Annotated in this window: 23 protein-coding genes and 1 riboswitch; of the genes, 4 read left to right on the plus strand and 19 right to left on the minus strand. The window is 36.7% G+C overall.

Annotated elements, in window-relative coordinates:
* Positions 1-454: 454 nt before the first annotated feature.
* From ACI6MV_RS04350 to ACI6MV_RS04370, 5 genes are all read right to left on the minus strand, one after another.
* Complete coding sequence (locus ACI6MV_RS04350; RefSeq protein WP_407268720.1) at positions 455-1,435, minus strand: YpdA family putative bacillithiol disulfide reductase; 981 nt, start codon at positions 1,433-1,435, stop codon at positions 455-457.
* Between the two features lie 120 nt (positions 1,436-1,555).
* A complete protein-coding gene (locus tag ACI6MV_RS04355; protein WP_407268721.1) occupies positions 1,556-2,827 on the minus strand; it encodes a Glu/Leu/Phe/Val family dehydrogenase in 1,272 nt (423 codons plus the stop codon).
* Between the two features lie 358 nt (positions 2,828-3,185).
* On the minus strand, positions 3,186-3,773 hold the full coding sequence (locus tag ACI6MV_RS04360) for a genetic competence negative regulator (protein ID WP_407268722.1): 588 nt from the start codon (positions 3,771-3,773) through the stop codon (positions 3,186-3,188).
* 83 nt (positions 3,774-3,856) lie between these two features.
* A complete protein-coding gene (locus ACI6MV_RS04365) occupies positions 3,857-4,594 on the minus strand; it encodes a metallophosphoesterase (RefSeq protein WP_407268723.1) in 738 nt (245 codons plus the stop codon).
* A 344-nt stretch (positions 4,595-4,938) separates the two neighbouring features.
* On the minus strand, positions 4,939-5,571 hold the full coding sequence (locus tag ACI6MV_RS04370) for a CBS domain-containing protein (protein ID WP_407268724.1): 633 nt from the start codon (positions 5,569-5,571) through the stop codon (positions 4,939-4,941).
* A 149-nt stretch (positions 5,572-5,720) separates the two neighbouring features.
* On the opposite strand from ACI6MV_RS04370, the gene ACI6MV_RS04375 reads away from it, so the two are divergent.
* The 3 genes from ACI6MV_RS04375 to ACI6MV_RS04385 are packed head-to-tail and all read left to right on the plus strand — an operon-like array spanning position 5,721 to position 6,804.
* A complete protein-coding gene (locus ACI6MV_RS04375) occupies positions 5,721-5,954 on the plus strand; it encodes a spore coat associated protein CotJA (protein WP_407268725.1) in 234 nt (77 codons plus the stop codon).
* Positions 5,955-5,964: 10 nt separating this feature from the next.
* Positions 5,965-6,216, plus strand: coding sequence for a spore coat protein CotJB (locus ACI6MV_RS04380; protein WP_407268861.1), 252 nt, complete (start codon positions 5,965-5,967; stop codon positions 6,214-6,216).
* Between the two features lie 18 nt (positions 6,217-6,234).
* Entirely contained in the window at positions 6,235-6,804 is a 570-nt protein-coding gene (locus ACI6MV_RS04385; protein ID WP_407268726.1) for a manganese catalase family protein, read from the plus strand.
* 101 nt (positions 6,805-6,905) lie between these two features.
* On the opposite strand, the gene ACI6MV_RS04390 is transcribed toward ACI6MV_RS04385, so the two are convergent.
* The 4 genes from ACI6MV_RS04390 to ACI6MV_RS04405 are packed head-to-tail and all read right to left on the minus strand — an operon-like array spanning position 6,906 to position 10,836.
* Entirely contained in the window at positions 6,906-7,706 is an 801-nt protein-coding gene (locus ACI6MV_RS04390) for a LysM peptidoglycan-binding domain-containing protein (protein ID WP_407268727.1), read from the minus strand.
* Between the two features lie 16 nt (positions 7,707-7,722).
* Complete coding sequence (locus ACI6MV_RS04395) at positions 7,723-8,295, minus strand: CPBP family intramembrane glutamic endopeptidase (RefSeq protein WP_407268728.1); 573 nt, start codon at positions 8,293-8,295, stop codon at positions 7,723-7,725.
* Positions 8,285-9,814 carry a RecQ family ATP-dependent DNA helicase gene (locus tag ACI6MV_RS04400; protein WP_407268729.1) on the minus strand — a complete coding sequence of 510 codons (1,530 nt, stop codon included), beginning with the start codon at positions 9,812-9,814 and terminating at the stop codon, positions 8,285-8,287. The genes ACI6MV_RS04395 and ACI6MV_RS04400 overlap by 11 nt, the downstream gene beginning before the upstream one ends.
* The gene (locus tag ACI6MV_RS04405) at positions 9,811-10,836 is read right to left on the minus strand and encodes a YpbB family protein (RefSeq protein WP_407268730.1); all 1,026 of its coding nucleotides are present in this window, start codon (positions 10,834-10,836) and stop codon (positions 9,811-9,813) included. Before ACI6MV_RS04405 ends, ACI6MV_RS04400 begins: the two co-directional genes overlap by 4 nt.
* A gap of 137 nt (positions 10,837-10,973) precedes the next feature.
* Here ACI6MV_RS04405 and ACI6MV_RS04410 point away from each other — a divergent pair, with 137 nt between their 5' ends.
* A complete protein-coding gene (locus ACI6MV_RS04410) occupies positions 10,974-11,219 on the plus strand; it encodes a ferredoxin (protein WP_407268731.1) in 246 nt (81 codons plus the stop codon).
* 13 nt (positions 11,220-11,232) lie between these two features.
* Here the strand turns inward: ACI6MV_RS04410 and ACI6MV_RS04415 are convergent, their stop codons facing one another.
* The 10 genes from ACI6MV_RS04415 to resA form a co-directional block, all read right to left on the minus strand.
* Entirely contained in the window at positions 11,233-11,688 is a 456-nt protein-coding gene (locus tag ACI6MV_RS04415; protein ID WP_407268863.1) for a helix-turn-helix transcriptional regulator, read from the minus strand.
* A gap of 241 nt (positions 11,689-11,929) precedes the next feature.
* Entirely contained in the window at positions 11,930-13,123 is a 1,194-nt protein-coding gene (locus ACI6MV_RS04420) for a hypothetical protein (RefSeq protein WP_407268732.1), read from the minus strand.
* The gene (sigX, locus tag ACI6MV_RS04425; RefSeq protein WP_407268733.1) at positions 13,116-13,655 is read right to left on the minus strand and encodes an RNA polymerase sigma factor SigX; all 540 of its coding nucleotides are present in this window, start codon (positions 13,653-13,655) and stop codon (positions 13,116-13,118) included. Before sigX ends, ACI6MV_RS04420 begins: the two co-directional genes overlap by 8 nt.
* A 189-nt stretch (positions 13,656-13,844) precedes the next feature.
* Positions 13,845-14,360 (minus strand): ECF transporter S component, encoded by a 516-nt coding sequence (locus ACI6MV_RS04430; protein WP_407268734.1) that lies wholly within the window; start codon positions 14,358-14,360, stop codon positions 13,845-13,847.
* A gap of 9 nt (positions 14,361-14,369) precedes the next feature.
* Positions 14,370-14,810, minus strand: coding sequence for a DUF4430 domain-containing protein (locus ACI6MV_RS04435; protein ID WP_407268735.1), 441 nt, complete (start codon positions 14,808-14,810; stop codon positions 14,370-14,372).
* Positions 14,811-15,103: 293 nt separating this feature from the next.
* A riboswitch (cobalamin riboswitch) is annotated at positions 15,104-15,289 on the minus strand.
* A gap of 138 nt (positions 15,290-15,427) precedes the next feature.
* A complete protein-coding gene (locus ACI6MV_RS04440; protein WP_407268736.1) occupies positions 15,428-17,167 on the minus strand; it encodes an ATP-binding protein in 1,740 nt (579 codons plus the stop codon).
* Positions 17,164-17,886 (minus strand): response regulator transcription factor, encoded by a 723-nt coding sequence (locus ACI6MV_RS04445; RefSeq protein ID WP_407268737.1) that lies wholly within the window; start codon positions 17,884-17,886, stop codon positions 17,164-17,166. Before ACI6MV_RS04445 ends, ACI6MV_RS04440 begins: the two co-directional genes overlap by 4 nt.
* Positions 17,887-17,912: 26 nt before the next feature.
* A complete protein-coding gene (ccsB, locus tag ACI6MV_RS04450) occupies positions 17,913-19,106 on the minus strand; it encodes a c-type cytochrome biogenesis protein CcsB (protein WP_407268738.1) in 1,194 nt (397 codons plus the stop codon).
* Positions 19,107-19,149: 43 nt separating this feature from the next.
* Positions 19,150-20,778 (minus strand): cytochrome c biogenesis ResB family protein, encoded by a 1,629-nt coding sequence (locus ACI6MV_RS04455; RefSeq protein ID WP_407268739.1) that lies wholly within the window; start codon positions 20,776-20,778, stop codon positions 19,150-19,152.
* 27 nt (positions 20,779-20,805) lie between these two features.
* Positions 20,806-21,372, minus strand: coding sequence for a thiol-disulfide oxidoreductase ResA (resA, locus tag ACI6MV_RS04460; RefSeq protein WP_407268865.1), 567 nt, complete (start codon positions 21,370-21,372; stop codon positions 20,806-20,808).
* Between the last annotated feature and the right edge of the window lie 8 nt (positions 21,373-21,380).

The following is a 21,380-nucleotide window of genomic DNA, read 5'->3' on the forward strand; positions in this document are numbered from 1 at the left end:
TGTTTTCGATGGGCCGAGTAATTTCTGTCCCAAAGTGCGCTTCTGAGTGGCTTTAGCTAGTGCTGTCCCGCAGGACTTTGAATTATCTTCCCCGAATTACACCGCACGAAGAAAATGCGATTTTCATTTTCGAGGATCGACTGCCTGGAGCTCCAATCACCCAACGTAAAGAGCAATCTCGTTAGCAGCGGAGGAAATCCATTTCGACTCCTGTGGCCCGACAAGGACGGTTTTAGCCTGTAATCCTTAAGAAACGGCGTAAGTGAGACCCCGCAGGCGCGATAGCGTGAGGAGGCTTACTAGCCCCCCGCGGAAAGCGAAGTGGATTTCCGGAGCGGGTATAAGCACACTCTCAAGTTACGACGCATATTTTTTCAATCATGAAGTTTATAAAGCAACAAACTTTACGAGATGAGCCAAAAAAATCCTTTGCTTCCCAGCAAAGGATTTTTAATTAGTTATTTTTTGATGCTATACAATCAGCAATCAGTCCTCCATGAAAGCGGCCATTTTCTATAAAGATCCCATTGTTATCATACCCTGCCGCAATCACACCAGCTACATAAATATTTTCAATATTCGTTTCCATCGTTTGCTCATTATAAGAAGGTCGACCTGTTATGTTATCAAAAGTCACACCCATACCAGTTAAAAAGTTATGATCTGGATGATAGCCGATCATCGCAAACACAAAGTCATTTTTAACTTGCTTTTTCTCACCATTGACTTGATAGACTACAGCATCCTCCGTTATTTCTAATAAGTTTGCATTAAACTCCATGTTGATTAGCTCTTTTCTAGCTAACGCTTCAAATTCTGGTAAGATCCACGGTTTTACACTTTTTGAATAATCCCCACCACGGTAAAGAACCGTAATTCTTGCTCCTGCTTTATGTAATTCAAGTGTCGCATCAACAGCAGAGTTTTTGCCGCCAATCACAACAACATCTTTGTCAAAATAGGGATGTGCTTCTTTAAAATAGTGATGCACTTTGCTCAGTTGCTCCCCTTTTATACCTAGTCGATTCGGATGGTCATAATAACCAGTCGCGACAATAACATTATTTGCTTCATACTGTTTATTTTCATTGAAATGATTCTTTGTTGTGATAACAAAGTGATTGTTTTGTTTATTTACCGATTCGACCCGTTCAAAGCTGTTGATCCTTAATTGCTTACGAGCGGCGACAGTACGATAATAAGCTAATGCTTGGTTTCTTACCGGTTTCTTCTTTTCTGTAATAAATGCAACATCTCCGATTTCTAGCTTTTCACTTGAACTAAAAAACGTTTGATGTGTTGGATAATGATAAATGGAATTTACGACATTCCCTTTTTCTATCAGCAAAGGTTGAATACCCATTTTTTGTAATTCAATGGCAGCTGACATACCACATGGCCCCGCCCCTACAATAATCGTATGCTCTTTCTGCATGCTAAAAACATTCCTTTCCACAAACGATAAGCCTTTCCATCTCATTATTATAGTATAAAAGTAGCTATATAAAAACATAAAGCACTTATCTACGGATAAGCGCTTGTAACCATGTTTATATTAGATCCAGCCTCTGAAACGAGCTGCCTCTGCCATTTTTCTTACTCCTACCATGTATGCAGCCAGTCGCATATCTACACGGCGAGTTTGTGCAGTATTGTATACGGTATTGAAAGCCTTTGTCATTACTTTATAAAGCTTTTCTTCTATCTCTTCCTCTGACCAATAATAACCTTGATTATTTTGTACCCACTCAAAATAAGACACCGTTACACCGCCCGCTGATGCTAATACATCGGGAACGAGTAACGTACCTTTATCATTTAGAATTTTAGTCGCAGCTAACGTTGTTGGTCCATTTGCCGCTTCCACTACGATAGATGCACGAACTTTATCCGCATTATCCTCTGTGATTTGGTTCTCAACGGCTGCCGGAACAAGAATATCACAATCTAACTCTAATAGCTCTTCGTTTGTAATCGTATCGTTAAACAACTTAGTGACTGTTCCAAAGCTATCACGTCGATCTAACAAGTAATCGATATCTAAGCCATCAGGATCATGTAAACCACCATAGGCATCAGAAATCCCGATAACTTTAGCACCAGCATCATGCATGAATTTTGCTAAAAAGCTACCTGCATTACCGAATCCTTGAATGACCACTCTTGCTCCTTTAAGCTCCATGCCTTGTTTCTTGATCGCTTCATCAATACAGATGGTAACACCTTTAGCAGTTGCAGATTCTCTCCCATGAGAACCTCCAAGCACAAGCGGTTTACCGGTGATAAATCCTGGATTATTAAATTCGTCAATACGACTATATTCATCCATCATCCATGCCATAATTTGTGGATTAGTAAAAACATCAGGTGCTGGAATATCCTTCGTCGGACCAACAATTTGACTGATCGCTCGAACATATCCACGACTTAGACCTTCCAGTTCACGAAATGACATTTCACGCGGATCACAAACAATGCCACCTTTACCACCACCATAAGGTAGATCAACAATTCCTGCTTTTAAACTCATCCAAATAGACAGTGCTTTTACCTCGTTCTCGGATACGTTTGGATGGAAGCGAACGCCACCCTTTGTTGGACCTACTGCATCATTATGTTGGGCACGATATCCAGTAAAAATTTTTACAGCATCATTATCCATACGGACAGGAATTCGAACTGTCATCATCCGTATCGGTTCTTTTAACAATTCAAATACTTCATCTGGATAACCAAGTTTTTCTAACGCTATTTGTACGACTGTTTGCGTTGATTTTAATACGTTCAATTTATCATTTTGCGCATCCGATGCTTTATCGGTTACCATGAATTTACCTCCCAGAAAAATGAGTTACTTCTTTTAACGGTTACCAAATTCTTTCAAAACATTATATACACGTTAAACCAGATTATGCAATCAAAACTCTATGTTTTTTGTTAATTTGTTATCATGAAACAACACCGCAGGAAACGGTGCCCTACAGTGGCTAACTTTCATATAAAAGTTAACCACTAGAAAGGAAATTTTCAGTTTCCTATGCAATAAAAAACAGTCAGTATGTAAAAAGGTAAACCCTCTTTATGTTGACTGTATTTTTATACTATGTTTCCTTAGGTACACAATCTTATCCATATAGAAGTAGCTAATCACAGTGAATTCAGCCCTTCCTAATGATGTATCTCATTCACTTGTTTACAAAGTATTCTACGACTTGTGTCACTGCATCACTATGAATGATTACTTTACCGTATTCACTAAGTCGATAAGAAGTAATGATACTCGGCGACGAAAATTCGGACATGATTGCAATGATATGCTCTCGATTTTGGCCATCTACCTCGTTATCATCAAATAACATATAATAGCGATCATCCATATGATAAATCGTACCGCCATCCATTCCTAGATTGTGAAGATGTGTACATACGTCAATAATGTTTTCGAAATCAAAAAAAGAAAAAATTAGCTCTCTACTCTCGTCAAGTGTTACTTTCATTTCTACATAATCCTCATCAATGTCTTCCAATTGTTGATCATTTTGTGTAACAATTACTAACATACCCTGAGCTTGGAGTAGGTAAACTTGAACGAGAAGCATTCCTTCGAGCTCGAATCCTAACTCATCACTAGCTTCATACATCATGTCATGAAACAACTGATGAACTCTTGGTAAATCATGCCAAAGATCTTCTTTCGTTAAACCACGTTCAATCAAATCATCAAAAGTTAAAAAGATCTTAAATTGATTAGTAGAAAGCCTCTCCAATCGCATGAACATTACCTCCTCGCAGGTTTCCCCACTTGTTAATATTAATCTATGTAGCAAATCGTAGGAATGGCACATGATTTTAAAGATTATTCAAAAGTTATTACATGGCACTCCGCATTTGTCCCTAAGCGTAACGGTAATTTTGTATATCCATACCCTTCGCTTATGAGCATTGTTTTTTCGAAATGCTTTTTATACCCACCTCTTGAATAAGGTCCAATTCCAAAAAACCTTATTTGACCTCCATGTGTGTGTCCACTTAGAGCAAAGTCAATATCCTCAATTTCACTAGCTGACAACTCGAAAAAAGCTTTTGGATGATGAGTGATTAGTATCTTTATGTGACCATTTGCATGCTCTATACCTTCAATAAATTTAGCTTCTCTCATTTTACAACAATCTAAACCAATAAAACTAATTACCTGCTTATTGTGCACAAAGTTATCAGCGCTGTTTTTTAATATATGGACACCTTGGCTTTCCAACTGTTTTGTTAATTCTAGTACATCTAGTTCATAGTCGTTGTTCCCCCACACAAAATAGATAGGAGCACCAAAAGATTTAAGAATGTTTATATTCTTTTGTACTTGTTTAAGCGATACGCCTTTTTCTACTAGATCTCCACCGATAACAACGACATCTACCTTCTCCTTAATGCATTCTAATGTCGATGTTTTTATTAATCTTGTATGAACATCAGAAATAAAAAAGAGTGTCCATGGTTCGCTTGATTCCTCGTGCTTTTCTAAAGAAATGCTTTTGTAATCAATCGTATCATGATTTGCTTTATAGTACATGTAAATTAGGACTGTTATACATAACAAAACAAAGATTATAAAATAAGCAATCAAACTATTTTCTTCCCTTCACAACGAGTTTCACTTTGATGCTACAATAATGTGATCATACCATATCTATATTGATTAGAAAAAACTGTAACTATTACTCCTTGTTAAGAAAGTATAACGCTTTTTATTATATCTATATGAAAGTAAGCAGATAAAAAACACCCCCAAAATCACAAGTATGTTTATAAGGTCTTAATCCACTTCTAATAAATCAATTAATTGCCATTCAAAAACGACATAAGTTTGAGTCAACCGCCCCCAAACTATATGTCGTTGCAAACGGCTTATAAAGTATAAAATTGACTCCGTGTTAAATCGTACTACATTTCCGTTATATCTAACACTCTAAATCCTGATTTTTCCAATTTGTTTGCAAGTTTCTCTTTATTATCAACATGATCAATTTTTAATACAATTCGCCGAGTCAGATTATCTGTCTCATCAAATGTTGTGATTGAAATTATATTACCTTGAATCTGTTTAATAATATCAGCAAGACGAGCAAAGCGTCCTGTTGATTCTATAGAAGTAAATGCAATACGTACCCCTTTCTTTCTTGTACCAAATGCACTTTCAAATTGTTCCAACACATCATATCTTGTAACAATCCCTATAAATTTACGGTTTTCACCAACAACTGCTACAATCGGAAAATCTTTAAACGATGTAAATGTTTTTTCGAACACATCATCCTGTCCAATATATAATTCATCATTGGTCATTACATCACTAACAGTATTACTAGATAGAAATTCATCTTTATTCATGTTGCTGTAATAAAATGAACGATAAATAATTTGCTTAGAGATCATTCCTCTAAATAATTCACCTTCAACGACTGGCATTGCTTGAAAATCGTGCTCCTCTAATTTAGCCAGTGCTATTTCTAAAGATTCATTCGGTGCTGCGGTCTTACATTGATAGTGTGGCATCATTGTACTTTTCACAAACATATCTGTTCACCTCTCCTATGTCTTCATAAATAATTATTCTACATTTACAAATAAATTCCTGCTTACTGGAAACAAAAAGTGCATGAGACAAGTTGTCGTTTCATAGATTCAAGGGAAGACATTTTGTCGATTAGAAAGGAGGACGTTAAGTGGGTTCCCACACATATACAAAATATTATTATCCATATGTCAGTCCCTTCGACCCATGTAAGCCAATTGTGCCTAAAAGCTATGTGACACCACCAAACCTTTATTTAGGATTCCAACCACCTAATTTACCACAATTTGAAACTGCAAAAGAAGCGTTATTCCATGGCACCTTATGGCCGGCCTTGTACAGTAGATACGACAAGAAAGAACCAAGAGGTGATGAACTTGAGTAAACCAGCCCCTATGCCGCCGGAGTATTATCAATTGTTGGAACAAATTCAAGCGGTCGATTTTGTTTTGGTAGAGTTAAATTTGTATTTAGATACACACCCAGAGGATTACGAAGCAATACAGCAATTCAACACGTTTACACATGAAAGTAAACAGTTAAAGAAACAGTTCGAAAAAAAGTTCGGTCCATTAATGCACTTTGGCAGAAGCTATTCCAACTACCCTTGGAATTGGGATGACCAGCCCTGGCCTTGGCAAGTGTAAAAAGGAGGTTCTTAGGTTATGTGGTATTACGAGAAAAAACTACAATACCCTGTAAAGGTGCGTGAGTGTAACCCAAGATTAGCTAAATATCTAATTGAACAATACGGCGGAGCTGATGGTGAGCTATCGGCAGCTTTGCGGTACTTGAATCAAAGGTACACAATCCCTGGAAAAGTAATTGGCCTTTTAAATGATATTGGAACGGAAGAATTCGCCCATCTGGAAATGATCGCCACAATGATCTATAAGCTAACAAAAGATGCGACGCCAGAGCAATTAAAGGAAGCTGGCATTGCACCTCATTACGTCAACCATGACAAAGCACTGTTTTATCATAATGCTGCTGGTGCACCATGGACAGCTGCTTATATTCAAGCAAAAGGGGACCCGATTGCTGATATTTATGAGGATATTGCTGCTGAAGAAAAAGCAAGAGCTACCTATCAATGGATTATTAACGTGTCAGATGACCCTGACCTGAATGATTCTTTACGTTTTTTAAGAGAAAGAGAAATCGTGCACTCCCAGCGGTTTAGAGAAGCTGCAGAAATTCTAAAGGAGGAAAGAGACAAAAAAATATTTTATTAATAAAGACCCGTTCAAGAACTAAGTTTGGAGGTGGTTTAACCAACTGTTTATTAAATGGCTTTGTTTCAGTTACTTAAGGGTGGGGCTTTTTCGCCCCACATTCACTTTTTTTGCTCCTGCTTAGGAATTAGCAACACTTCACCAATATTAACTTGATCACTTGTTAGTTCATTTGCTTCTTTCAAAATTTCCATTCCTTGTTTACTTCCGTAAAATTTAATCGCAATAGAAAATAGTGTATCTTCTTCCATTACTTGATAATATTGTGGCTGATTAGATTCCTCTCCGCTAACTACTGGCTCTTCCTGTGCTTCAGGAGGTTGGATTTGCTCCGGTTCTTCATTTTCGTTCTCATCTTCATCCACCGATGTCTCAGGCTCTATAGCTACATTAGGTTTCGCTTCTAGACCAATCGTATGGCTACCGCTATTATTTGGCAGCACTTTCACTTGCTCACCAGCAAGATTATCAGTTGTAGTCGTTGGTTTACTAGAAAACGGTAAGTTAACGTGCGCTTCCCATTTTTGATGTGTAATTAACAAAATAACAATAAGTATAAATAAAGTTAATAATAACCGAATAATTGCGTAATTAAGCTTTCTTTTACTTTCCTTTTTACTATTCTGTGTTTCTTGTTCGTCTTCTTCATGCTGTTGCTTACCACGTCTTGTATATATGCTTTGATTTTCATCCTGTTCTACTTTAGACCGCTTTTCACGTTTTGTATTATCCTGTTTCACTTTTGAACGTTTGACGTGCTTTTTATTTTTTTTCTGTTCTGCTTCAAACCACTTCTCGTGTTTTTTATTATCTTCCTTTTTTGCTTTTGATCGCTTGCCGTGTTTTTTTGTCCTCGGAGGGAGATTAAGCACGTCAACTTCTTGATTATTATCTATAGTCATAGCATCCAAATCTCCTTCACTTATTATATCGAATATATAAGGCTAAGAAGAAATCTATAAAAAAATGGGCCATCATAGGAACCACTAAGTTATCTGTTAGTTCATAAATATAACCTAAGTAAAAACTTAAAATTAGAATGGACACAAATAATACAGGTTTCATCAAATATCTAAAATGAATAAGAGCGAATATAATACTAGCAGCAATATAGCCTAGATGAGTTTGTAAGACCCCGCGAAATAGAAGCTCTTCAGAAAAAGCTACGAGTACACAAATCGTTATAATTTGCAGGAAACTACGATTTTTAAATATGCGCTCATTAATCCCGCCGTCATCCATCATGCGTTTCGGCAACATTCGCATCATCATTATATCCGTTAAGACAATAAGCACTGCAGGAATAAATGCTAACATCACAACATCAACTATGCTCCACGAAAATAATTGAAACCACTCGCCCAAAGAACTAAAAAGAAGCAGGCCAGCAACAAAGCCGATTATTAATAGTGCGAGTTGCGATAGCATAATTGACTTTATTAGTTCTAAGTCTGTCATCCGTTTTACTAATTGGGCTTGTCTAGAATTCATGTTTACCACCTTGTAACAATAATAATTTTAACGTTTCCTGCCAACTATGTGACCGTTCCTTTCGTGATAAAGATTCTGGATTCCATTTCGTAAAAGAAAAGTCACAACGATCACAGCATAGGTATTTCGGTTCCTTAATCGTGTCTTGAAAGGCAGAAAACAAACGACTCCGTCGACAGACATCATTACTTGTTGCCCAAGCGAAAAGTTCGGCCAACTTCTTGTATTTATATTGATTCCGGTAATCAATACGCTCTGAAATTGTCTCAATGAGAGATTCCCACTGATCAAAGTTTGGAACTATATTCAGCTCATTTAACATACCATATTTCTCAAATTGATAGTGTAGAAAACGCCATTGTATTTCATTTAATTCAAAATGTGCTTGTAATTGTAACGGATCGATAGAATTATTACCTTGATTGGCCTTTAAAGAATATACAATCGTTTCGATCAATTGTCTGCTTGGTAATTCCATAGAAATTAATTTCTTAGGAATAAATTCATCTGATGGCGACAACAACACGAGACTAACACTCGATTTTCCATCCCTGCCTGCTCTTCCGATTTCTTGAATAAACGACTCAATCTGTGTAGGAAGATGGAAATGTATAACTAGCCGAATGTTCATTTTATTGATTCCCATCCCAAATGCACTAGTACAGCACACAACATCTAGTTGATTGTTCATATATTGCTGCTGAATCAGTATTCGATCTGCTTGCTCCATCCCACCATGATAAAAAGCAATTCGTAAATGGCTAAGTTCTTTCTCTAATATAGCTGCCGCTTTTTCCGTCCAATTTCTACTAGAAAAATAAATCATTGTTGAGACCGAATAGCTTGAAAGGACATCTACTATATAGTCCAATTTTTCGTTATCATGTGACATATGCTGAACAGATAAAGCAATATTATCGCGATCCATCGGATAGATATGCTTGTTAAATGGATATCCTAGTTGCCGAATAATATCTTCCTGGACCTCCGGAGTAGCGGTGGCACTAAGCGCCAAGATCGTTGGTTGAGCTAATTTTTGTATAATTTCTCCTAGTTTTAAATAATCGGGACGAAATTCATGCCCCCACTGCGAAATACAATGTGCCTCATCAACGACAAATAGGGAAATATTTATTCCCATTAGTTTTTTAATAAAATGTTTATTTTGCAACATCTCCGGAGAAACGTAAATTAATTTATAATCATGTATTTGATTAATGACTTGTTGCTTTTGTGAAGCATTTAAAAAACTATTTATCGCAACCACTTCTTTAAATCCTGTCGCTTTCAATTGTTTTACTTGATCAATCATTAGTGAAATAAGTGGCGAGACTACTAGAACAGTACCACCTGTGATTCGAGCAGGTAATTGATAACACAACGATTTACCTGAACCAGTAGGCAATATGCCGAGCACATTGTTTCCCTCTACCAAGTCTTCAATAATCTCTTTTTGACCGGTACGAAAGGAGGCGAAGTGATAATGTTTTTTTAATGCCTCGTCCAATTGATCAATCACCTTATGTACTCCCTTTCTTTACTGCTATGATAACAAGCTAAAACTAGCCGGATATCAAAATAACTATATTGATCGTTTAGTATTGTTTTAATATCCTTTAATTTAGATGTTTGGACCTTTGCTATCGCCTCGTTAATTTCCTCAATACTCGCTTTAGATAAAAATTGGTAGATATTAAACGGCGCATCTACATAAGCTATTTCAACAATATGATCAAAAATAGTTGATTCCTTTAAGCCTCTTGTAATCGCGATTTCATCAACCGTCAGTCCTTTGTCTAGCAATTGATTTGTCTTATTTGTTGACTCTGAAAGATAGAAATTATCATTTGTCTCATCTAGAAAAGTGGCTAATCGTGGTGTCTTGTTCTCAGCATGTATTATAAAATCTATCAGTTGGTGAACGATGGAGGTTTCTAGTAATACAACTTCATCCTTTGCGATGTGAAGCTTATTAGCTATTTGTTCTTTACTTAGCCCAATTCGATGAAATCCGCTTAATCGATCAACGAACATAGTTGCTTCGCGGTCAGTAAGTAACAGGAGAAATGACTGTATTTCGAGATACAACTCATATAACCATTGCTTAACCTTATGTTTTTCTTTTATGTAGAGTCGCTTTACCCAATTGAGAATTTTCGGATCATCATAAACTGGTATAAAAGTATGATTTCCTGCTTCTATATTGGTTATCGTTTGAATGAACAAGATTAACCGCTGACTAAAACTACTCGAAATGCGATCGTATTTTATACCTTGAAACCTATTTAGTCGCTGTATATTGTCACTTCTATTGAGAATCAAATTTGCTTTTTCATGCAAGTAAACACGTTCCCCTTCTAATACGAGATATCCCTCATTCACAAGCCTGTTCAAATACGAATCAAATGCTTCTCTTGAGATGTGCTTGGCGATACCGAAAAATTGCCCAAGGTTAAATAGGTGTGCATCTTGAATGGTTTGTGCTGAACGTTTCCCAGAAAGAATATGATAGATTCCCGACAAGCTCCGTTCGTTATTCATTCGCCGGATACTCTCTAGTAGCAATAATGAAAGCATATCAAACACCTTTCCGCTAAAAATAGGAAACTCTTAGCCATTGAATTACGAAGGAAATAATTTTACAATAGAATTAGAATGTTTTTAAAAGGAGTTAGTATATGGGTAAATATACCATTGTTGATAAAGAAACGTGTATCGCATGTGGTACGTGTGGCGCATTTGCTCCAGAAATTTATGATTACGACGATGAAGGTGTTGCCTTCGCTTTGCTAGATAACAATGCCGGAACGCTTGAAATACCTTCTGTTCTTGAAGAAGACATGATTGATGCTTATGAAGGTTGTCCTACTAAATCAATTAAAATTGCAAATCAGGCGTTTCATGGCAATCCTTATCCCCTCTGATCAGCAATCCCAATTAAAACGTATGGGATAATTTAAGCATTTTCGCTTCAGCTTCATCTTTGTTTAAACAGCTATATAATCGGTTATTCTCTCGGTCAATTATACGGTAATGTTCGCTTACAACGTTTTGTTGCAATAGATAATCCTTTTGTTCAAGTATGGTAGTCCACCATACTTGAGGGTTATGTGATTGATCATTTTGTTGATCAACATGATGATGCGCAACAGTCTCTATAACCTCTAGCACATCCCCACCTAATAAACTCTTAACAAGGTCACTACTACGAAACAATGCACAGACAGCTACTACAGTCGTCCAATTTGCTTCCGTTCGACCCTTTTCAATCTGTACGAGCGTTTTTTTAGAGATTCCAAGAACAGCGGCCATCCGATCTTGTGTATACCCGCGCTCGACACGAATTAACTTAATTTTAGAAGAGATTTGTTCTATTAATGTTTGTTGATCCATCATCCGATCATTCCTAATTATTGTTACGTAAACGGTAACAAAGAGTTATTTTATATACTTTAAGAATAATGACTTTAATCGACAGTTTCTTCTATTTTAACACGTAAGGACCTCTTATTCCTATATAAATTTTTTTAGATTTGATAGTCTATATGTGAAATTTGTAGTGTGGACTGCAAAACTATTAACATGCAACGAATTTAAAAAACCTCTGAGCAATTCGACTCAAGAGGTTTTTAATTCATCGTATATGAACAGGGTTAACTGCATCAGGAACAAAAATCGATTGATTCATTGGATAAATGCCAACTTGTGCTACATCCGCCTCGATGTTCACTGATGAAAATCCAAAGCTCTTGGCAGTTAATAATATAGCCTCAATCATATCTTGTGTTTGCTGGTCATTTTGAGGCCGACTCGGATCATCGAATTGGATAAGCAACTCATCTCCATTTGATTGAATACTAGAAAACGAATAATCAGCAGGAATCGAAGCTTGAGTGTTTGTTTCCTCCTGAGGATTCCTCATCTCTTCCAAAGCACGTACGATATCTCCTGTGAAATTAAACGGCACGAAAAGTGAAGCTCCATTTTCTGATGATTGATACATTTTATAAATCTGTTGTTCACCGCGCTCTAACGGAAAGCTTTCAATATTGCCGAGCATGCCAAGCTCTTGATTCGTACTGCTAGCATAATCAATTACTGCTGTATCCAATTGATATGGTAAGAACATCGTTGAAATTACAGTTTCAAATAATCCTTGCACCGTTCCTCCACCATTACCAAATTGATAATTTTCTGGAACATTTATCATCACTTCATTATTATCGTTGTTAATATCAAAGGTCATATTTTCAAATGGATAAGCGAAGACACCCCATTCTTCTTCTCGGATGTAATCATTTAAATGGCTATAGTAACTTTCTACATCTGCATTCAGCTTATCAACTACAAATGTCAACGGGATAACAGCATTTGCATTATTATCTAATACGGCTCCATAAATTAGTGTCGTATTTTCTTGTGCATTGACGACACGACTAGTAAAGATTTCTTCTTCGGCTCTTTCCATAATAGCCATATCATTATTTCCTTCTTCAGCTTCGTTTGTTGTTATCTGATTTTCATTATTCTCGGTAGGAAGTTGTGCCATTTCCATATTTTCTGAAACTTCATCCATTTGACTCCTGCCATTATCCAACGCCCCGAAATTAGACGGTTGCATGCTTTGTGCAATAATTACTACCAAGCAAATAACTGCTACAGTTGCAAAAGAAGGGATCAACCAGGTGCGTTTACGTTTTCTTGCTCTTTTAGGAGTTATATTGGAAGCAACTTTGCGATAAAGCTCATCTTTATCCAACGTATCATTTACTTGAGGCATATCTTTTAATAAGCTTTTAATTTTATCTTCATTAAACTTATCACTCACTTAAAAGACCCTCCTCTCTGTCTGCTTCTTCTAACAGCTTCTGCAATGTTTTCATTGCCCGATGTTGCGTTGTCTTCACCTTACTTGTCGTCCAGCCTAGTGAATCCGCGGTTTCTCGAATCGAAAAAGATTGAATATAACGTAAGATAATCACGCTTTTTTGGTCAATGCTGCACTTATCTAAGCAACGATAAATCAGCTTCATTTGATCATTTAAAACAGCTACCTCTTCTGGCAATGCCTGGTCATCTGTAATAAGATGCCCCTTTTCTCCCCAATCAAAATACTCTTGAATTTTGTTTCTTTTACTCTTCTGCTTGCGGAAGAAATCAATAGCAACATGCCTGGCAATTGAGAATAGCCACGTTTTTTCGCTACTTTCTCCTTTAAAAGAGTCGTATGATTGAAGCACTTTAATGTATACCTCTTGAATTAAATCTTCGGCTTGTTGTTTGTCTTTCACCATATATACAAGAAACTGAAATAAGTCTTTATGATAGTTATCGTAGATATTTTGAAAAGTGGTCCTCATTACAGACCCCCCATTCATATTATATTGTCGTTTGAACTAGTATAAAAGTTACAAAACTTAAGAAGTTATTTAAAAAGACACCAAATGATCACTGGGGAACTCCCACCTGACCTTCTTGCTACTAATTGGCCACCTTTTTAAACACACACTTTAACTATATTAAAAATAATGAAAAAATACCAACCTTTTTCAGTTGGTATTTCGAGGTTTTTTCCAATTCTTTTGATATTTTATTAGGATTCTTGAAAGAACCGGAAACAGTACTACCATAAATATACCATTTCCGATTGCGTGATTCGTATCATGAGGTATTCCAACTAGATAATAAGGGAAAAATTTTCCTGCAATTAAATAGTTCGGAATAGACATAAATAAACCAAATACGTATCCAGACAGCACTGCAAAAATTGTCAGGACGATGAGTGGTTTTTTCCAATGAACTTTTCCAATTAAACCACTCGTAACACCAATACATGCCCAAGCTACAATTTGAGCAAGCGTCCATATTCCCAAGCCTAAAGTCATATTCGATAAAAATGTTGTAAGTACAGCCAGAATTGCAGCTGCAATCGGACCTAAGAAATAGCCGCAAATAATGATCAGCGAGGTTACAGGCTGGAAGCCCGGCAAGTCTTTAAAAGCTATCCTGCCAACAACTGCTACAGCAGATAGAAGCGCAATTACAGTTAATTTGTATACATTCATATTGATACTTTACATACCTCGTAAATCAAAGACAACTTCATCTCCTGGTTGAAGCTCATATTCACCTGCACCGACTAAAGCCGCCTCGCCGTTCACATCATACATCCAATATACTCCAGCTTCCTCGTCTTGCTCACTACCATTAATAGCGGTAATAAATCCTTGCTCTGTTAGTTCGACTTCAAAGTTCTCTTGAAGTACATCTAACAAAATTGCACCTTCTTCGACAGCAATTTCTTCCTCAGCAATAATTTCTTCACCATTGTCTTTGGAAATAGTGAAAGCTACTTCTTCCGTAATTTCTTCATTCACTTCTTCATTTACTTCTTGATTGGCATTTTCTCCAGCATGATTAGCGTGATTATCATCGTTTGATTCTGCTTTTCCACAACCAACCATTAAACTAAAAATTATAAATACTGAAAACAAACTTATAAGAACCTTCTTCATTTTCCAATAACCTCCATAATATTGTATATTTCGAGCACTGGTTGTACGCGAGGTTATTTAATCATTTTGAGTCAATTTTATAATTACCTTACACAGCTATTCATATCCGTTATAGTTGGACTAATCCAACTACATGTTGATAGAACGGCTAATTTCAGTATTTTCAAATTGCCTATTTTTGACTAAATAAAAAACTTATCCAAACGAACAAAGGATAAGTTAAAGAATAACCAGATAAAAGATGAATCCACATCTACTTTACCGATCAACTCAAACGCTCAACCCTCGAAGCCTTGACATACGTAAAATTGGCAGGTCTACTGACTTGTGTATCGTCCTAATCTGAGGCCTTCCCATACGTATTTGTACAGTGGCATTTGCTCATTTCGTACACACTTACAGTTGCGAGGACAGCTCTGGAATTTCACCAGATTCCCTTTTAAGCTAGTAAAACTAGCTCCAAAATTAAGTTATTTAGTTGTGTCAACTTCATCATACTTTGTTGATAATACTGGTGAAATTGACTCCATTTCCAAAATAAATTTTATCACATGGCTTGCAAATAAGAAAGCTTTGTTTCATAAGTAACAAGATAATTCAAGGTAATTCAACATTATTTAAGCTATTTCGATATTTTTTGGAATTGTAAACGTGAAAGTCGTACCCTCATCTTGCTTACTTTGCACACTAATCAATCCATGATGTGCATCAATAATATTTTTTGCAATAGCCAGTCCTAGCCCCGTTCCGGATTTTCCATTTTTACGTTTTCGTGATTTATCAGCTTTATAAAAGCGCTCAAATACAAATGGTATATCTACTTGTGGTATACCAGTACCTGTATCTTTAACAGAAAACTGCACATGGTTATCAAAAGATTGAATAGAAACTAACACTTGTCCATTTTCATTCGTATGGTTTATTGCATTATCAATTAGATTGGTTAGTACTTGTTCAATCCGGTCTGGATCTATAACTAGATGTAGATCTTCTTCGAACGCTAACTGTAACTCGATATTTTTATCCTGGGCTAAACCTCGAAACTTCTTCATTATCCGATTCGTAAACGGCTGAATGTCCACAGGTTGTAATTGTAATTGAATGTGTCCAGCTTTCATACGAGCCAAATCTAATAATTCATTTACTAATCTCCCAATTCTTAACGACTCATCATGGATAATTTGTGCTAATTCATTTTTATCTTCCTTCGTTTCTGCAATATCATCCATGATTGCTTCACTATAACCTTGCAGCATCGATATCGGTGTGCGTAACTCATGAGAAACATTCGCGATAAAATCATCACGCATTTGATCCATTTGGCGCTCTTCGGTCATATCTCTGATCACTGCAACCGCACCACGCACACGTTTTTGATCATATAATGGCGTCATAATGACTACCCAGTTTCTACCTTGTATCGACACCTCTCTAGCCGTTTCCTGTTCGGTTAAAATTACTTCGTTAAACATTTCCTTCAATTCGTTCGGCAATACTTTCTCTTCAGAAGGTAATTGGTCATGTTCAAAGTAACAATCAGACAAAAACTTCTCTGCAGGTGGGTTAGTAACTAAGATATTAGCCTTTCTATTTAAGGTAATAACGCCGTCTGCCATTGAACTCAATATACTATACAACTGCTCTTTTTCTTGACTGAGCGCATTAATGTTAAATTTTAATTGACGCCCCATTCGATTAAATGCCATCGCTAACTCGCCAATCTCATCATGCGTCAAAATGGGAACCTTCGTATTAAATTCCCCTCTAGCAAGTTCCATGGCGCCTTCTCTCATTTTTATAAGTGGCGAGGTAATTCTTGTCGATAAAAAGAAAGCGAAAACAGTAGTTAATACAATCGCGATCCCAGCACCAAGTAATATAATTTTCGTTGTCTGTTTCGTTGTTTCTTTCACTTCACTTAGCGATTGATAAACAAAAACAGCACCACTAGTGTTACCTAACGGTGCCTTTACTACCATTACTTCTTGGTTACTATTAGGCAATTGTTGCTCTAGTGGTGTTTCTAAATTTAATTTCATTAACCACTCTAATGAAATGTTTGGCAATTGATTATTGGTTTTTTTGGAAACCCAATAGTCATTTTCGGAAAACGAGATTATGACACGACTAGACGGATCTTTAATTCTCTCTGTTACATCAAGCACTAATGCACGATCATCATATTGCTCGATAATTTCTGTTACTTTCGCAGCTGTTTGCTGAAGCTCATTTTCCGCTTCATTTACATGAAAATTATCAAAGAACTCTAATAATAATACCGTTAAAATTGATAATACGAATGATACTAAAACTAAAAATGTTATCCATAGTTTTCCAACTACACTACGTAAAATCATGACTCATCGGCTACTTCAAATTTGTAGCCTACACCCCAAACGGTAACAATCATTTTAGCAGCATCTGGAGAAATTTTATTTAGTTTTTCACGTAATCTTTTCACATGCGTATCTACTGTGCGCAAGTCACCGAAAAATTCATACTTCCAAACTTCTTTTAAAAGCTGCTCCCTGGCATATACTTTGTCTGGAGCTTTCGCTAAAAAGTATAACAACTCATATTCTTTCGGTGTAAGACTAACTTCTTTTCCATCCGCTAAGACGCGATGGGCATCTTGATCGATAGATAGGTGTGGAAACTCAATAATTTCCTTCGCAGAATTAGCACCTGGCGCAAAGCTTCCAGCCGTTGTTGACCGTCTTAATAGTGCTTTCACACGTAAAACAACTTCTCTCGGACTAAAAGGCTTTACGATATAATCATCTGTACCTACTTCAAAGCCTTGTACGCGGTGCGCTTCTTCGCCTTTTGCTGTAAGCATGATTACAGGTGTGTCCTGTTTATCTCTAATTTCTTTACACACCTCAATACCATCTTTTCCAGGCATCATAATATCCAATAAAATTAGCGCATAATCATTTGTAAAAGCTAATTCAAGTGCTTCATCGCCATTTTCCGCTTCATCAACTTGATAATCTTCACGCTCTAAGTACATCCGAATTAATCTTCTTATTCTATCCTCATCATCGACAACTAATATTCGTGTTTTAGCTTCCATTACGCCTGCCCCCTTAGCAATAACTGTTATGCATATGAGTGTAAACCTGCAAGGATTAGGTTTACGGCAACTAAATTAAACATAATTATAGCAAATCCACCTACAGCTAACCATGCGGATTTTTCTCCATGCCAACCTCTAGAAAGTCTTAAATGTAAGAATGCAGCATAGAAAAAGAACGTAATAAGTGCCCAAACTTCTTTTGGATCCCAACCCCAGAAACGATCCCACGCCTGTTGTGCCCAAATCATCGCAAATATTAGTCCACCTAATGTAAAGATTGGAAACCCGATTGCAACGGCTCTATAAGAGATTTCATCCAGTAAATCTGGATTTGCTTTTTTCAGTAATGGTTGAATTGCAGCTGCAATTCGTTTTCTAAGAATTAAGCGTGCAAGAAGATAAATTGCTACTCCAGTTAATAACGCCCAAATTAATGTATTAAATTTCACTCCTGCATTTGCACCTTTAAACCAGCTCGGTGTTTCAAAAAGCGGCTGCATCGTGTCAGATACTAATGTACCAGACGATGGACCGGAAATCGGAGGAACTCTATACTCGACTGTGTCTACTTCTCCCTGTGTTTCACTTGGTATTTCAAATGATGCTTGATAATTCATTGCAGTAAATGTCGATGTAATCACGATATACCCTAGCACGGAAAATAAAGAATAAATAATTACTTCGAGCCATGCGGTTTGTTTTGATTTTCTCGTTTGATCAATTTGTCTAATTAAATAAATTAACCCTGAAGCAAAGCTGACCGCAAGAATCGCTTCCCCAAGTGCCACAGTAGTTACATGGATATGTAACCAATTACTCTTAAGCGAAGGTACCAAGGGTGATATTTCTTTTGGAAACATACTTGCATAAGCTATAACCAACAATGCAATTGGCATCGTAAACAAACCAAGTATATTTAGTCGGTAAATTAAATAAAGGATAATAAAAGCAAAGACTAGCATCATCCCAAAAAAAGTTACAAATTCAAACATATTACTTACAGGTGCATGATGACTAGCAATCCAACGTGTTATAAAATATCCTAGCTGTGAAAGAAAGCCTAAGATCGATAGTGAAATTGCAATTCTACTTGAAAAAGTACGTGTAGTTTGCGCATCCTTATCACGTATTGTAGCGGCAAAAAATAATGTGGCTGTTAAATATAATACAAACGCTATAAACAGCAGGTTACTACTTAGTGAATATAAATCTCCCATGTTTATCCTCCTTGTTCCTTATGCTTCGTATAAGCTAAGGAAACTACCCCTCTTGTTCTTGATCATTAATGTTATTAATTGATGTATCTTTGATGATTTTTTCTACTTCAGTTTTCATTCCATACCAGTTTTTATTCGTATGAGCAGCAATCCATAACCCGTTATCTTTCGGATGCAGCCAAATGCGGCGATGATACCAATACAGCCCTTGTACAACACCAATCATAAATATAATACCACCTAACGCTATAATTGGAAGTGTATAGTCTTTCTTCAGTGTTAGACCAGTAACATCACGCACCTCAAAATTAGTAAGTCCTAATTTGTATTCGTTGTCGTCAGAGGCTGGAATGTTCTTCCCAATTCCTGCAAAGCTTATCTCTGGTTCAGTTTCATCTGGCGGATAAACAAAAAATACGAATGCTGGGTTTCTCGGGAAGTTTGATTGAGATCTAGGCTGCCCTTCATCTAGATAATAGTCAGGATAAAATTCTTCAAGCGTAACTCGAAAACCATTATCGAGTTGGTATTCTTGTTCAGGATTTACTAGATTGATGGTAAAATCCCCTAAAGACTCTTCTTCACTATCTTCTGTACGATGAATTTTAAAGCTCATTGAGCTGAATTCATTTAGTTGATAGCTTGATTGGTATAACCTTAAACCTTCGAATTTCAACGGATGATTCACTCGTATACTAGCTTCTTTTACTTCCTCTAGCTCTGGTTCCTGACCAACAATTCCCTGTTGTGTATTTTTGTACAGAATCACATCGGTTTGGAAATTACTTGGCACCTGTCCTTGAAGTTCTAATGCTTCTTTGTATCTCTCATCATTCTGATCATATACTTCTAACTTAAAATCTATATTTTCCACGTAATATTCTCGATCCGTTGCTGGGACTTCGACTGTTTCACCTTCTCGTACCCAAATCGATTGATCTATGTACATGAATGGTAAGAATCTCAAAGAAGCACCAATTAAGAAAATAATAAGTCCAATATGGTTAACATACGGTCCCCAGCGGGAAAAACGGTTTTTTTCTGCTAAAACATGTCCATTTTCTTCGGTGATTTTGTAACGATGCTTTTTTAATCTTTCCATAACTTTTTGTTTGTCTTGTTCCGAAACTTCAGCAGTCTCACTAAACAATCGCTGACGTTTCAAAAAAGATTCGTGTCTTTTTGGCTTTTGCATCTTTAGTGCTTTGTATAAAGGCACAAACCGGTCAATACTTGCAACTACGAGCGAGATACCAAGTAATGCTAGTAATAGTATATACCACCATGATTGGTATAAATCATGAAAGCCTAATTGGTAGTAGATTTGTCCAAATATCCCGTACTGGTCTCGATAATGTTCAGCCGGAATTACGTTCGTCGGAATATAAATTACTTGTGGAAAGATGGTCCCTAATGATGAAGCGACTAATACAATCACAATTAACCAAATGCCCACTTTTACAGATGAGAAAAAATTCCATACTTTATCAATAATCGATTTATTGTATGTTTGTGATCTTCTTGCGGATCCATCATACCGCATATTTAATAGTTTTGTTTTGCCTTCGACCTCTTTTTCATCATTGCTGTTTAACGGTTTTCCACACGAACCACAAAGAATTGTACCCTCTGGGTTAACGTGACCGCAAGCTTCACACACAATTTTCTTCATATTTACCCCTCATTATTGCCCTTGACATTATCCTTGTGGCACGATTTGATCTAAGTTTTCTTGTAAATGATCGAGTGTTAATCCTCCTGTAATCATCTCGACTACTTCCCCATGTTCATCAATGAATAACGTGGCAGGTAATCGATTAACATTATATCGGCGCATTACTTCTCCGGTTTTGTCATGAAAAACAGGGAATGTTAGTTCATATCTATCTACAAAGCGGTCAATTACTAATTCCGTAGCATCTACACTAACTGCAAGAATTTCGATCCCTTTTTCTTTATATTCTGGATAAAGATTTTCCATGAAAGGCATTTCTTGCTCACATGGCTTGCAATAAGTAGCCCAGAAATTGAGCATAACACCTTGACCTTCTAGTTCTGATAAACGAATCGTTTCCTCATCGTCTCCATTCGTAGTCATAAGCTGAAAATTCGGCGCTTGGTCGCCAACTTCTATAACTGTTTTATCCTTCATCCAATTAGATATAAGCGCAAACGCTAATGCACCAACAAGTACAAGCAAAATCACAGTTCGAAAAAACAACCGTTTTCTTCTTTTCTTAACTTTGCTCGTTTGCGCCTCTGTCATTCTATCCA

It is taken from the genome of Radiobacillus sp. PE A8.2, from assembly GCF_045635475.1.
Lineage (GTDB): Bacteria > Bacillota > Bacilli > Bacillales > Amphibacillaceae > JBJGXI01.